A 12,350-nucleotide genomic window follows, 5' to 3' on the forward strand; every position below is an offset into this window, starting at 1 on the left:
AGGGTTTTTTACTGGTTATTTTTTGCTTTATCGGAATCAGCTTCTTTTTGGGCGAGATAATCGGGTATAACAACTCTAAATAGATAAGTTTGAATATCCATATTAAGTTTATTGGCATGCTCCATCATTAAATCGTATTTTTCTTTTGGTAAATTTAAATAGACACCAATTTCTTTTTTTCCTTTATCTTCATCAGATAAATCTGTTTCTTCTCCGTACGCCAGCCAAGAAAAAGGTACACCTAAATGGTATGCAAGTTTTGAAATTATATTAGCTCTCGGTTTATTTTTGCCTGCTTCATATCTAGATATTTGAGCAGCAGCAATACCAGTTCGTTTGGATAAGTCTTCTTGAGAATATTCAAGTTGAGCTCTTCTTTGTATTAATCGTTTTGCAAAAGTGTCATTATTTATCATAAATAGTATTGAAATGTATTGACATGGTTAATTATTAGAATTAGTATACTATACATTCCATGACACTTTAAGACATTTTATTATTAACAAGGAGAAAACATTGAAAGAAAATAAAGTAACGTTATCAGCAAGAATGCCTGTAAGCCTTAAAGCTGCGCTTGAGGTATTAGCAGCAATGAATGATAGAACAATGAGCCAAGAGCTTGTAAATAGAGTTAGACAGTCATTAACAGAGGAGGAAAAGAAAATTGCAGGTATCTAAAAAACTAAAGGCTTTAACTGCACCACCAGCTAAAGCCCAAAATCAAGTTGACCACACACTAAATAAGGAAAACTCATGAATAATAGTAATATAAACAACTCTAATTGTCCAGTAATAGTGCCATTTAACGGTAATAACTTATATTTGGTAAATAACAATAACGAACCTTTTGTTCCAATGAAGCCAATAGTTGAAGGTATGGGGTTAGATTGGAAATCACAATATTCCAAATTAAAACAAAAGTTTAACACCTGCATGGTGGAAATCACCATTCAGCTACCTAATGATATTCAAAACCGTTTAGTGAGTTGCTTGTCTCTTAGAAAATTACCTGCTTGGTTATACTCAATACAACCAAATAAGGTTAAACCTGAATTAAGAGATGCCGTTATAAAATATCAAGAAGAATGTGATGAAGTTTTATGGCAGTATTGGACTAAAGGGCAAGTAACAAAAGAAAGTGTCAAAACAGTTTTACCAAAACACATTGGCTTAGCTGAATATAGAAAGGCTAGGGCGATATCAATGGCAACTAAATCAGCAGAAGTTATTTGTAACCGATTTGATAATCTCAGCAAGTTGTCTCAGCAAGTTATCTTTGCAAAAATGGTTAATAGTTCTGTAAATGAGGAGTTAATTCCCTTACCTATATTAGAAAACAAAACATTTTCAGCTAGTGAAGTGGGGGATTTACTCGGCGTATCCTCAAATAAAATTGGTCGTATAGCTAACAAGCTCAACCTAAAAACAGATGAATACGGAATTTTCGTACTAGATAAGTCACGTTCTTCTGATAAACAAGTTGAAACTTTTAGATATAACGAAAAAGCAATAGATGTAATTAAAAATCATCTTATTAATAAAGAAATCGCTTAATCAATTAACAACAAATTATAAGCCCCCAAAGAGGGGCAATTACGAGGATATAGCATGTCAAATCAATTAATGTTTCACAGCACAGTAGTGCAACCAGTTAAACGTAATAATCAAATTTGGATCACGTCCACCGAGCTATCTAAGCTTTTACAATATGCAGATTCTAAATCAGTAACAAAGATTTATAGTCGGAACAAGGATGAGTTCACCGATAAAATGACAATGGTGGTCAAATTGACTACCAATGGAATAAACAACAGTCTACGCAAGAAATCAGTACGAATTTTCTCACTTCGAGGAGCGCATCTAATCGCAATGTTTGCTAGTACAAATGTAGCAAAAGAAGTGCGTAAATGGTTGTTAGATTTAGCTGATAAAGAGGCAGGTCATTCACAAACAAGAAAAGATATGATTGAGGTAAACAGAACCAATTTGATTTGTTTAGTTCATCACATGCTTTGGTTGAATGATTTCTACATAGATAATCGTTTATATGATGTTTTTAAAATGCTGGGGTCTAATTTCGGTGTAAGACTTCACGATCATTTTGGCGACGGTGCTTTTGTTGCTTCGATGTTTAAACAACAGCTAGAAAAGAAACAATTACGGCAAGTATAAGTTAAGGAATGTACAACCCTTTTTTTAATCGCTTTTTTAATCCATTGAAAAATATAGATTAATTTAAGCACTAGAAAAAAGGGTTATTTTCGAAAAAATGGTTAAATTTTAGTTAAAACAAAAGGCTATGTTTGATATAATCTAGGTTCACCGCTGCGTAAGCGGTTTAGAAATTTGCCAATTAGAAAAACAATTCACAAATTATGTTCACCGCTGCGTAAGCGGTTTAGAAAAAAATTAGCATATCGATATCATGCGTTATCATGTTCACCGCTGCATAAGCGGTTTAGAAAACTTTCATTTACTCTATAAGCTTTCCCAACATGTTTACCGCTGCATAAGCGGTTTAGAAAATTACCGAAATTATTAAGGAGATGGTATGAAAAAGATTTTATGTTATTTAATTTTTTTTCTGTGTTTTATTTCATTTATCTCAGAGGCTGCTGGGAAAAAAGAAAAATTTAAGCCCGATGGGAAAGAATTATTTATTATTAACGAATATGCTCCAGTAGCTCGTATACAAGTACATACAGCCCCAGAGGTTGGAACATCCAAATTTTTACCCATCGAAAAATATAAAGGCATGGTTGGGTATGTTGATAAAATAATTAAAACTAATTACGATTCTTATAAAAAGATTGTTTTGAAAAATGGAGATGTTTTTTATTTAGATAAAACTTCATTCGGAACATCTGAACCAAAGTATGAATCAGAAGAATATTTAATTAGTATGGGGGAATATGAAAAAGTAAAAAATAATATTGAAGAAACAAAAAAAATAAAACTTTATAATATAAGTGATATTTCTATCAAAACAGTAACAGCAGGCAAAGACGGTATTTATAATGTTACATTATCTAATGGATTAACTTTAAGATGGAATGATTTTAAAGTATTACAAAACTTTATTAAAAATATAACTGATGAAACTGATGTAAAACTCTTAATAAACACATTAAAGGGAGGCGGCATTTATCTCTATTACGATGATATAGATGACTTTTATCAAATTTCCGTAGGTGGTAACTCACCGCTAGAACTGTTTTTAAAAATTTTTGGCACAAAAAAAATAATGCCAGTTGCTAAGGTGACGTATGGTGGCTCAAACTGGGTTTTTGCAGATAGTTTTGTTGTTTTTCAAAATGGAAAAAAACTATCTCGCAATAATGTTCAATTTAAAAGAGATAGTAGATCAGTCGTTGTTGAATGGTATAACTTCGCATGTCCCAAAGAAGATTTGGATAGCATTAGATTGTTAGATGAAAATGAAGAGGCGACTGTAAGATTCTATGGTTCTAATCACAATAAAGATAAACAGATCGATAAAGAAAGTATCAAAAAAATAAAAGAAATTATTGCGCTATATGATATGTTGACGAAATATTACACCATTTAAAGCAATTCAAACCCTCTTAGAGGGTTTTTTATTATCTAAAATAAGGTATCCATATGAAAGTTTTTTCAATAGTTTTTCATGATAAAAATGGCGTAATACTCGCTACAGATCGGCATGAAGATTGTTGGATAAGGTTATTTGGGGAGTATTATGGTCGCTTAACCAAGGTTAGAGACCATAATGAATTTATTAAGGCTGGAAGCATGATGAAATTAGTCGAATTACGTCAGGAGTCCGAGATAGACCCAAGTCTAATAGTTTCAATACCAAGTGTTTTGTGGCGTCTACAGATTACCGCCGCATAGGTGGTTTTCATTAAAAATCTAACTGTTCAGGCTTAATTTGCAACGCTTCGGCAATTTTAATCCGCGTTGCTTTTCTTAGTTTTTGGCTTTTTTCATATTGAGAATAAGCCGATTGACTAATACCTATTTTATTCGCAACGTCAACTTGAGATAGCTTTAAATATTCACGCCATGCTTGTGCTGGAGAATAATTATTATCAAAAACCATGTTGACAACTTCGCTTGGTACACCTGTTTCCACATCAATTGCTTTTGCGTTTGATAGCTCTAAATATTGATTGTAAGGCATAACCACAAATTGTGGCTGTCCTTGTTCATTATTAATAAACTGTATATTAGTAAGTGCGTTCATCGCGTTTTTTCACCTCTTCAATAGAAACAATATGAATAGCACCATCAAAATTAAAAAACACTCGATAGTTACCCACTCGTAATCTGTACTGATATTTATGATTAGTTAAAGACTTTACATTAATACAATTCGGCATGTTAGCCAGTTCATCAATTTTATTACGGATTAAAGCATTGCCTTGAATTTTACGTAACTGCTTTAAGGCTTTAATTTGATAAATAATTTTATTCATTTTGTTGTTCTAACTAATCTTGATATAAGTATTATATAAGTCATATAAGTTTTTGTAAATAAAAATATAAGCAAAACACAAATAAATTAGTTTAATCATCTGGAGAAAACTATGGAAACATTTCATTGGAGACCTCAAAACAGCTCCACGATTTCAGTATCACCGAAAGTTAAGATAATTAAGTTTGGTGATGGCTATGAGCAACGCATTCGGGACGGTATTAACAACGATCTGCGCTCATACAACGTAACATTTGTTGGATTATCAGAAGATATCAGCTTGATTGATGATTTTCTTAGCCGACATAATGCGATTAAAGCCTTTTTATGGCGAGAGCCTAATACTCACAAAACGATCAAAGTTGTTTGTCGTTCTTGGACATCAACGCCCAACGGCGCAGCTAAAACAATTTCCGCAACATTTGAAGAGGTGGTCGCATGACTTTACATGTACCTAGTGATTCACTTAAATTGCTAACAAAATTCGAACAAGGAGCGATGATTGACTTGTATGATGTAGATCTTTCAAAAATTGCTGGTGAAAAATTAATTTTTAGATTTCATGCAGGGTTAAATCATTTGCGAAAAGCCGTTGTTTGGCAGGGCAAAACATATGAGCCCTATCCAATTCAGGTAACGGGCTTTCAAAAAAATGGACAGGGAACTAGTAACCGTCCAACAATGACAGTTTCCAACGCCTTTGGTCTAATAACGGGATTAGTGAATAGCTTTGATGATCTGCTTGGAGCGATAGTTACTAGACGTCAAGTGCTCGCGGAATTCTTGGATGCGGAAAACTTTGAGGGTGGAAATAGTAGAGCAGATCCTACCCAAGAGCTTGTTTCACAATATTTAGTGGAACGATTAACAAATTTAATACCATCAGAATCAGCAACATTTGAACTTGCATTGCCATGCGAGAGTGACGGAGTGATATTACCTGCTCGGGTAATAATTGCGCATACATGTTGTTGGCGATATCGCAGCTCTGAGTGTAGTTATACGGGCAGCGCGGTTGCAGATGAAAGAGATACTCCAACAAACGATATCACAAAAGACAAATGCTCTGGAACGTTAACTGGTTGCAAGCTTCGATTTGGTAAAAACGGCATTCTGCCCTTTGGCGGTTTTCCAGCCTCTGCAAAACTTTCTTAAATAATCATGAAAAATAAAATACTTAATCACGCTAAACAATGCGGTGAGGCTGAGTGCTGCGGATTTGTTATTGATAACAAAACATATCTACCGTGCAATAACATCTCATCCACAACGGCAGAAACATTTGAAATTTCGCCTGACGACTGGATTAGAGCAGAGCAACTTGGTGAGATAACAGCAATCGTACATTCACACCCTAATGGTTTACCCATTCTGAGTGAAGCAGACCAATTTTATCAACAGCAGACGGGTTTGCCTTGGTGGTTGGTTTGTAATGACGAAATTCATAAATATAGATTTATACCGCCACTTCTTGGGCGTGAATTTAAACACGGGGCAGTGGATTGTTATACGCTATTTCGGGATGCATACCATCTATGTGGTTTTGATTTTCCAAACTTTCACCGCGACGACGATTGGTGGCACAACGGGCAAAACTTGTATTTGGATAATATGGAATCTAATGGGTTCTATCAAGTAAGTGCTTCTTGCCTGAAAAATGGCGATGTTATTCTGTTTTCACTGAACAGTAATGCCGTCAATCATGCTGCAATTTACATTGACGACAACTTAATCATTCATCATTTGCCAAATCGACTATCAAAACGTGATTTGTTTAGTGGATATTGGCTCAAAAATTATCATTCAATTTGGAGGCATAAAAAATGGCAACCGTTAAATTTTACGGCGATCTTAAACAATATGGCGATAAGTACAAAATAAATGCAGATACTGCTGCTGAAGCGTTGAATTGCCTATATTTTCAAATAAAAGGCTTAAAAAAGCGGATTTTAGACGGTTATTTTCGTGTACGAATTAATGGCATAGATATGAATGAGAACAATCTACAATTTGGGCTTCACAATCGAATTTCTCATAACGCCGTAATTCATATTGTACCACGTGTTACTGGCGCGAAAAATGGTGGAATCCTTGGTTTTATAGCTGGCGCAGTTATGGTTGTCGTTGGAGCGTGGACTGGGCAATATTGGTTAGTTGGAATGGGGGTGGGAATGATGGTTGGTGGCGTCGCAATGATGATGACGAAAACCCCAAAAATGCCAGACGCAACTAATGATGACGGTAAAAAAAGCACCTCATTTTCAAATCTAGGGAATACCGCGGCGCAGGGGGCGCCTGTTCCATTGCCGTACGGAGAAATAATGGTTGGGTCTAGGGTTGAATCACAGGGGGTTGAAACGATGGATGTGGAGGAATAAATGGGGAAAAGTTCTGGGAAAACAAAAACGCCGCGGATTGAGGCGGATAATCTAGAATCCAAACAGCAATTATCTATTATTGATGTTATCGGAGAGGGACAAATTGAGGGCCCTGTCGGGGGGCTAAAAGGTGTTTTTTTAAATAAAACGCCAATCCAAGCGGACAATGGGACATATAATTTTAACGGCGTTGAAGTTGAGTGGACCGCAGGGACGCAGGCGCAATTGCCGTTATCTGGATTTGCGGAAACACAAAATGAAATTCCAGTTAGCTTAGAAGTGAAACAAAAAACACCTATAGTTAGAACTATTACCGACCCCTATGTTGACCGTGTGAGAGTAACAGTCGGTGTATCTGCACTATATAACCAGACTAACAGCGGTGATATAACAAGAGCCTCTGTTAGCATGGCAGTTCAAATCGGAACCGGCGCGGGATGGGTTACAAAAAAAATTGTTGAATTGAAAAATAAAAAAACACGCTCTCAATATTTAACATCTGTAATTTTAGATGATTTACCGCCGAAGCCGTTTAATATTCGCGTTATGCGTTTAGATCCTGATGGCTCCGATCTGCTGGTTAACAATACAATTTGGTCATCATATACCGAAATTTACGACACCAAACTATCATACCCAAACACTGCGCTAGTGGGGTTACGATTTGATTCGTCTCAATTCAATGGCGTACCAGCTAGAACATATCGGATTAGAGGCATTAGATGCAAAATTCCCGACAATTACGATCCCATATCCAGGACATATCACGGCATTTGGTTGGGCGAGTTTAAAACCGAATGGACAAATAATCCCGCGTGGATAGTTTACGATCTGATAACAAACACTCGCTATGGAATGGGATACCGATTCGGAAAATTTGCAATTGACAAATTTATGCTGTACTCGATTGCGCAATATTGCGATGAGCTAGTCGATGATGGTTTCGGTGGCAAAGAGCCGAGATTTACGTGCAATTGTTATATAACAGAACGCGCTCAGGCGTATGATTTACTAAACAATTTCTTTTCAATATTTCGAGCAATGCCGATATGGGACGGGACGCAACTCACCGCTATTATTGATAGACCTAGCGATACCGTCGCTATTTACACTAATGCAAATGTTATTGAGGGCAAATTTAGTTACTCATCATCGGCAATGAAAGACAGGCACACAGCGGTTCGAGTTAAATATATTGATCCAAATTACGGATGGGAACCAGTTACAGAATATGTTGCAGATGATGAGGCAATCAAGCGGTTTGGACTAAATGTGTTAGACGTTGAAGCGTTTGGTTGCACATCACGAGGTCAGGCGCACCGTACAGGAAAATGGATTATAACTACAGAAAAATATGAACGTCAAACAGTCACGTTTATTGTTGGACGAGAGGGATTGAGGCACTTACCAGGTGATGTGATTGAGATTTTAGATAATGAATATGTTATGTCACAAGCAGGCGGTAGAATTGTTTCCGTGGCTGATAATGTCGTCACATTAGATCGTAATGTGGAAATTGATGAAAACTCATATTTTACATATCAAGATGTTAATACAAAACTGATAAAAGTTAAGGTGTTATCTCAAAAATCTCCGAACATGCTAATTTTAGAGCACACTATAAATGCCGATCAATGGTCAACGTGGATTTTAACGAATGTTAATGTATCATCGCGACTATTTAAAGCCATTACTATCAGTGAAAACGACGACGGCACGTATTCTATAACAGCAATAGAGCACGAGCCTAAAAAAGAGGCAATTGTTGATAAAGGCGCTGTTTTTACCCCTAACAACGCGCAATCAATTAGCTGGGGAATCCCGCCAATTGACGATCTTTCAGTTTCAGTCACGCCTGATAGTGATGAGTATCAAGCCGTTCTGTCATGGACAACCCCAAGAACAATAAAACATCTGGAATTTCAGGTTACTATTTTGCGGAATGGTAAATTAGTATCACGTCAGACTGTGCCGGACATGAGCGTAACAATGAGCAATCTGGATGATGGTAAATACATGGCATCTGTGCGCGGGATATCGACAGAGGATGGCAGGCTGGGGGATGAATCTACAGTAACGTTTACTATTGCGCCACCGGAGACGCCAACTCAATTAGTTTTTGCAACATCTAGTAACACCGTGGCTATTAAACCTATTATGCCATCGAATGTTGGTTTGGGAACGGTTTTCGAATATTACAAGGGGGCAACGCTTGATGAGGTGAGGGCTATGGCTAATTACCTTGGCAGAACATCAAATAAGTTGATTGATGCTGATGTCCAAGCATCTACAACCTATTATTATGGTGTAATTGCGGTTAATGCCGCTGGGCGCTCGGGAATGTGCACTGGCTCGGCCACCACAGCAGATGATACGGTTGGCACCGCAGGAGGTATTTTTAGAATAAAAACTGCCGATGGGGTTTTCCCTGAAAATAATGATAATGCCACGCAACTTTTTCATGACGTGCTAGGCATGTGGCCATCACGAGATACAGTGCTAATAGTCTATGCCGAGGACGACAACAGGGATGTAACTAAAACAGAGGCAAAAATGTATGATGGTGCAAAATGGGTATCGCCGGCATTATTTTTGGATGGCAATTTGATTGCGACGGGTACAATTAGTGGCGATAGGTTAGTTGCATATACAGAGATCAAAGCGCCTATTATTCGAGGTGGCAGCATCAACATTAATGATCGATTTGTTGTTGAACCAGACGGCTCAGCTACCATCAAATATCTAAATGGAAACGCAGGTACAGTAATGAAGGATGGAACAATAAAAATCTTTGATGAAACAGGCGCTTTAGTCGTCCAAATCGGTAATCTGGAGGTTTAATGTCATTCGGTATTAAGGTTTTTACAAAAACAGGTCCGGCATATAATCTAGATGGAAATTGTACATCTATGTTTATTTCTGGGGCGTTAGGCTCATATGTCTATCCAAAAACAGGTCTGTATGTGCCCGAGGGTTATGATTATTATGCTCATCTTTCGCACGCCTGCGGTTTCGCAGATGAATTTGATGAAACAGATGCAAATGTTATTGTCGCATCGGCTGATCCGATAGCATATTTAGATGAACATCGGCAATTGTGTTTTAGAAATGGGAAAAATGCAATAGGGCAGACGGAGCATTTCCCATCTGATGTTAATCTTAACCCCAGACAACAACTTGTTTTATTAACATGGCCCAAGCCTGCACACGCAAATGGATATGGTATTTTGTTTAATGGTGTTAATTCTTTTTTTCAAATTAATCAAAATACTAACTTTAGCAATGTGATATGGAAGGGCGATGTTGAAATTACTAATAGGGGTTGGCGAATTCAAAATATAAACCCGTCGTTAACTCATCATAATTCGTTTATATTTTTTTATTGTGAAGATCCAACAATCTCGATTGGCAGAAGCTGGAAACTGGGCGATAGGGACGATATAATTTACATCCCGTATGATCATAATGGTGGCGTGAGCAACAAAACAATAAAAGCTAAAGCCGTAGTTTTTGGAGTTAGTCAAATCAAAACATCTCAATACGGGTTGAGAATATACAAAAATAAACGTGTTGTATATGATTCATGCAATGAGGTGTTAATAAATCCTGTTTTTGCTCGCTTTGATCAATATGAAGTTGGGCATATGAAATCAATACAAGGAATTAAGCGTCCGATGTTTGCACGTGTATGTGTTGGTGCTCAATATATTATACAGAGCAACGGCGGGTGGTTTTGCGATATAGGTTTACGATCAAACGGATATCAACTATCAACAACAGTACAAAAAACATTTAAAGCGTGGTGGTTAGAATCTGAATTACCGTTCTCGTCATTTGTTTCTGAGCAACCGGTTATGATTTTAGACGCTGAAAATTATTTCAAATTCTAATATAAGAAGCGTATCCATGAAAACCATTACAACCTAAAACTGAAAGGCACTGGCAGCATACGACAAAAATTGGATAACTTCCCTACAAAATTGGATGCTCTAATTGATGTCAAATGCGCGGATATTAACAAAGAGCATGAGCTAAAAAAATTATTAAAATTATAATTTAATTTATTCAATAAAACCGCTACATGAGCGGTTTTTTCATGTCTAAAATTTAAGGAAAATTATGGCAAAAATATCAGGAATTTTAACAGATGGTGCGGGTAAAATTATCAACAACTGTACTATCGAGTTATACGCAAAAAGAACAACAAACAAAGTTCTGGCTCAAACACAGGCATTCGAAGTTGCAGAAAACGGTAGTTACACAATGAACGTGCTACCTTGTGACTATGAAGTAAAACTAATTATAAATGGGTTTCCGCCGAAAAAGCTGGGCACTATTCAAGTATTTTCTGACTCAAAAGACGGTACATTAAATGATTTTTTATTAAATCCAGTTGAAAGCGAAATTACACCAGCGATACTACAACAGGTTGTTAATGCTCGCAATGCGGCAAAAAAATCAGCAGATGATGCTAAAAAATTCGCATCGACAATTGATACCGCAACATTAGTTAAAAAATCAGGCGATGAAATGACTGGAACATTGCGAATCAACGACGGAGATAAATCAGCAATACAATTACAAAACGCTGCTGGGCAAATCTGGCAACAGCGCACATTTGCGGACGGCAGTTTTTGTCTTGAGCGATATAATTCTGTTTTAAATCAGTGGATTAGGTTTTTGAGGTACGTAGAGCCTGAGAATTCATGGAAATTTGAAAATATTGATGATGTCACAATTAATAATAAGTCTGTGTTAAAAAGTGGTGATTATGGTGTTGGGGCTGTTGTTGGTGCGATAGCTGAAAATTTTGATGGTCATCTTGCAGGCGGTTTTTATCAATGTAGCACATCTGATTTCTCTGATTTGCAATTTGCGGGCGATAGTGCAGCGACACTATTAACGTATCCGAGCAATAGCAAATCGTGGAAAGTTGAGCAGTTATCAGTAGTTAGTAGTAAAACGCCGAAAATCTATTATCGTTGCGATACGCGAGATGGCAAACAGAAATGGTACGAAGCGATCACAACAGCGAATTCAACTGTAGATAGCAATGGTTTTCTGAAAAAAGCGTCGCCAATTTTGCGGTTGTTTGCGACTGAAAATATTGATGATGTTGATGATTTTAAAAAATCGGGCTGTAGTTTAGTGAATGATTTGGCCGCTGGCGTGACAGCTAAACGAATTGATATTGGTCATTACGAAATCAGCGGTAGTTTAGGTTTTGCAAAAGAGGGGTGGTATATAACGCTACCCGAGGACGCTAACGGCAATAAAAAATTTTTTGCTGAGTACTCAACTGATGAAAACAACATCATCACAGTTAAAACATACACACGAAAATTCGATTTTGAGAGCTGTCAAATCGTTGCTGGTGAGCCAATTGACATAACTGAGGGACGCTGGATAGACATTCGATTAGAAATGCCAGTTGTTGAGGTAATTGAGAATGAAGAGCCGATACCGAGCACACTAAATCCAGTCATTATTAACAATGATGAAAACTAACTAACAAA

Annotated in this window: 15 protein-coding genes; 12 read left to right on the forward strand and 3 right to left on the reverse strand. The window is 36.9% G+C overall.

Features of this window, described 5'->3' with window-relative positions:
* Nucleotides 1–8: 8 nt before the first annotated feature.
* Nucleotides 9–416 (reverse strand): helix-turn-helix domain-containing protein, encoded by a 408-nt coding sequence (locus tag A9G40_RS05565; protein ID WP_065582244.1) that lies wholly within the window; start codon nucleotides 414–416, stop codon nucleotides 9–11.
* Between the two features lie 100 nt (nucleotides 417–516).
* On the opposite strand from A9G40_RS05565, the gene A9G40_RS14635 reads away from it, so the two are divergent.
* The 5 genes from A9G40_RS14635 to A9G40_RS05585 all read left to right on the forward strand — a co-directional run bounded on the left by A9G40_RS14635 (nucleotide 517) and on the right by A9G40_RS05585 (nucleotide 3,873).
* Entirely contained in the window at nucleotides 517–678 is a 162-nt protein-coding gene (locus tag A9G40_RS14635) for an Arc family DNA-binding protein (RefSeq protein ID WP_141675202.1), read from the forward strand.
* A 75-nt stretch (nucleotides 679–753) separates the two neighbouring features.
* On the forward strand, nucleotides 754–1,554 hold the full coding sequence (locus A9G40_RS05570) for a phage antirepressor N-terminal domain-containing protein (protein ID WP_065582245.1): 801 nt from the start codon (nucleotides 754–756) through the stop codon (nucleotides 1,552–1,554).
* Between the two features lie 54 nt (nucleotides 1,555–1,608).
* Nucleotides 1,609–2,172 (forward strand): BRO family protein, encoded by a 564-nt coding sequence (locus tag A9G40_RS05575; RefSeq protein WP_065582246.1) that lies wholly within the window; start codon nucleotides 1,609–1,611, stop codon nucleotides 2,170–2,172.
* 379 nt (nucleotides 2,173–2,551) lie between these two features.
* On the forward strand, nucleotides 2,552–3,568 hold the full coding sequence (locus tag A9G40_RS05580; protein WP_065582247.1) for a hypothetical protein: 1,017 nt from the start codon (nucleotides 2,552–2,554) through the stop codon (nucleotides 3,566–3,568).
* Between the two features lie 53 nt (nucleotides 3,569–3,621).
* Entirely contained in the window at nucleotides 3,622–3,873 is a 252-nt protein-coding gene (locus A9G40_RS05585) for a hypothetical protein (RefSeq protein WP_065582248.1), read from the forward strand.
* Between the two features lie 10 nt (nucleotides 3,874–3,883).
* Here the strand turns inward: A9G40_RS05585 and A9G40_RS05590 are convergent, their stop codons facing one another.
* Both A9G40_RS05590 and A9G40_RS05595 read right to left on the reverse strand, forming a co-directional pair.
* Nucleotides 3,884–4,225 carry a helix-turn-helix domain-containing protein gene (locus A9G40_RS05590; RefSeq protein WP_065582249.1) on the reverse strand — a complete coding sequence of 114 codons (342 nt, stop codon included), beginning with the start codon at nucleotides 4,223–4,225 and terminating at the stop codon, nucleotides 3,884–3,886.
* A complete protein-coding gene (locus A9G40_RS05595; RefSeq protein ID WP_065568161.1) occupies nucleotides 4,209–4,457 on the reverse strand; it encodes a type II toxin-antitoxin system RelE family toxin in 249 nt (82 codons plus the stop codon). The genes A9G40_RS05590 and A9G40_RS05595 overlap by 17 nt, the downstream gene beginning before the upstream one ends.
* Nucleotides 4,458–4,568: 111 nt before the next feature.
* Here A9G40_RS05595 and A9G40_RS05600 point away from each other — a divergent pair, with 111 nt between their 5' ends.
* The 7 genes from A9G40_RS05600 to A9G40_RS05630 all read left to right on the forward strand — a co-directional run bounded on the left by A9G40_RS05600 (nucleotide 4,569) and on the right by A9G40_RS05630 (nucleotide 12,342).
* On the forward strand, nucleotides 4,569–4,898 hold the full coding sequence (locus A9G40_RS05600) for a phage tail protein (RefSeq protein ID WP_065582250.1): 330 nt from the start codon (nucleotides 4,569–4,571) through the stop codon (nucleotides 4,896–4,898).
* Complete coding sequence (locus tag A9G40_RS05605; protein ID WP_065582251.1) at nucleotides 4,895–5,611, forward strand: phage minor tail protein L; 717 nt, start codon at nucleotides 4,895–4,897, stop codon at nucleotides 5,609–5,611. Before A9G40_RS05600 ends, A9G40_RS05605 begins: the two co-directional genes overlap by 4 nt.
* A 6-nt stretch (nucleotides 5,612–5,617) precedes the next feature.
* A complete protein-coding gene (locus tag A9G40_RS05610) occupies nucleotides 5,618–6,337 on the forward strand; it encodes a C40 family peptidase (RefSeq protein ID WP_065582252.1) in 720 nt (239 codons plus the stop codon).
* Nucleotides 6,280–6,834 carry a tail assembly protein gene (locus A9G40_RS05615; protein WP_065582253.1) on the forward strand — a complete coding sequence of 185 codons (555 nt, stop codon included), beginning with the start codon at nucleotides 6,280–6,282 and terminating at the stop codon, nucleotides 6,832–6,834. The genes A9G40_RS05610 and A9G40_RS05615 overlap by 58 nt, the downstream gene beginning before the upstream one ends.
* Complete coding sequence (locus A9G40_RS05620) at nucleotides 6,835–9,675, forward strand: host specificity protein J (RefSeq protein WP_065582254.1); 2,841 nt, start codon at nucleotides 6,835–6,837, stop codon at nucleotides 9,673–9,675.
* Nucleotides 9,675–10,724: a hypothetical protein gene (locus tag A9G40_RS05625; RefSeq protein ID WP_065582255.1), complete on the forward strand. Its 1,050-nt coding sequence runs from the start codon at nucleotides 9,675–9,677 to the stop codon at nucleotides 10,722–10,724. Before A9G40_RS05620 ends, A9G40_RS05625 begins: the two co-directional genes overlap by 1 nt.
* 229 nt (nucleotides 10,725–10,953) lie before the next feature.
* Nucleotides 10,954–12,342, forward strand: coding sequence for a phage tail fiber protein (locus A9G40_RS05630; protein WP_065582256.1), 1,389 nt, complete (start codon nucleotides 10,954–10,956; stop codon nucleotides 12,340–12,342).
* The last annotated feature ends 8 nt before the right edge of the window (nucleotides 12,343–12,350 follow it).

It is taken from the genome of Gilliamella sp. Nev3-1 (genome assembly GCF_001690435.1).
GTDB classification, from domain to species: Bacteria; Pseudomonadota; Gammaproteobacteria; order Enterobacterales; family Orbaceae; genus Gilliamella; species Gilliamella apicola_C.

Excerpts from the sequence above, each read along its gene's own strand:
- A9G40_RS05595 (WP_065568161.1), bottom strand. The coding sequence starts at position 4,457 with ATGAATAAAATTATTTATCAAATTAAAGCCTTAAAGCAGTTACGTAAA.
- A9G40_RS05590 (WP_065582249.1), bottom strand. The coding sequence starts at position 4,225 with ATGAACGCACTTACTAATATACAGTTTATTAATAATGAACAAGGACAG.
- A9G40_RS05580 (WP_065582247.1), top strand. The coding sequence starts at position 2,552 with ATGAAAAAGATTTTATGTTATTTAATTTTTTTTCTGTGTTTTATTTCA.
- A9G40_RS05615 (WP_065582253.1), top strand. The coding sequence starts at position 6,280 with ATGGCAACCGTTAAATTTTACGGCGATCTTAAACAATATGGCGATAAG.
- A9G40_RS05585 (WP_065582248.1), top strand. The coding sequence starts at position 3,622 with ATGAAAGTTTTTTCAATAGTTTTTCATGATAAAAATGGCGTAATACTC.
- A9G40_RS05565 (WP_065582244.1), bottom strand. The coding sequence starts at position 416 with ATGATAAATAATGACACTTTTGCAAAACGATTAATACAAAGAAGAGCT.
- A9G40_RS05605 (WP_065582251.1), top strand. The coding sequence starts at position 4,895 with ATGACTTTACATGTACCTAGTGATTCACTTAAATTGCTAACAAAATTC.
- A9G40_RS05600 (WP_065582250.1), top strand. The coding sequence starts at position 4,569 with ATGGAAACATTTCATTGGAGACCTCAAAACAGCTCCACGATTTCAGTA.
- A9G40_RS05630 (WP_065582256.1), top strand. The coding sequence starts at position 10,954 with ATGGCAAAAATATCAGGAATTTTAACAGATGGTGCGGGTAAAATTATC.
- A9G40_RS05625 (WP_065582255.1), top strand. The coding sequence starts at position 9,675 with ATGTCATTCGGTATTAAGGTTTTTACAAAAACAGGTCCGGCATATAAT.
- A9G40_RS05570 (WP_065582245.1), top strand. The coding sequence starts at position 754 with ATGAATAATAGTAATATAAACAACTCTAATTGTCCAGTAATAGTGCCA.
- A9G40_RS05610 (WP_065582252.1), top strand. The coding sequence starts at position 5,618 with ATGAAAAATAAAATACTTAATCACGCTAAACAATGCGGTGAGGCTGAG.
- A9G40_RS05575 (WP_065582246.1), top strand. The coding sequence starts at position 1,609 with ATGTCAAATCAATTAATGTTTCACAGCACAGTAGTGCAACCAGTTAAA.
- A9G40_RS05620 (WP_065582254.1), top strand. The coding sequence starts at position 6,835 with ATGGGGAAAAGTTCTGGGAAAACAAAAACGCCGCGGATTGAGGCGGAT.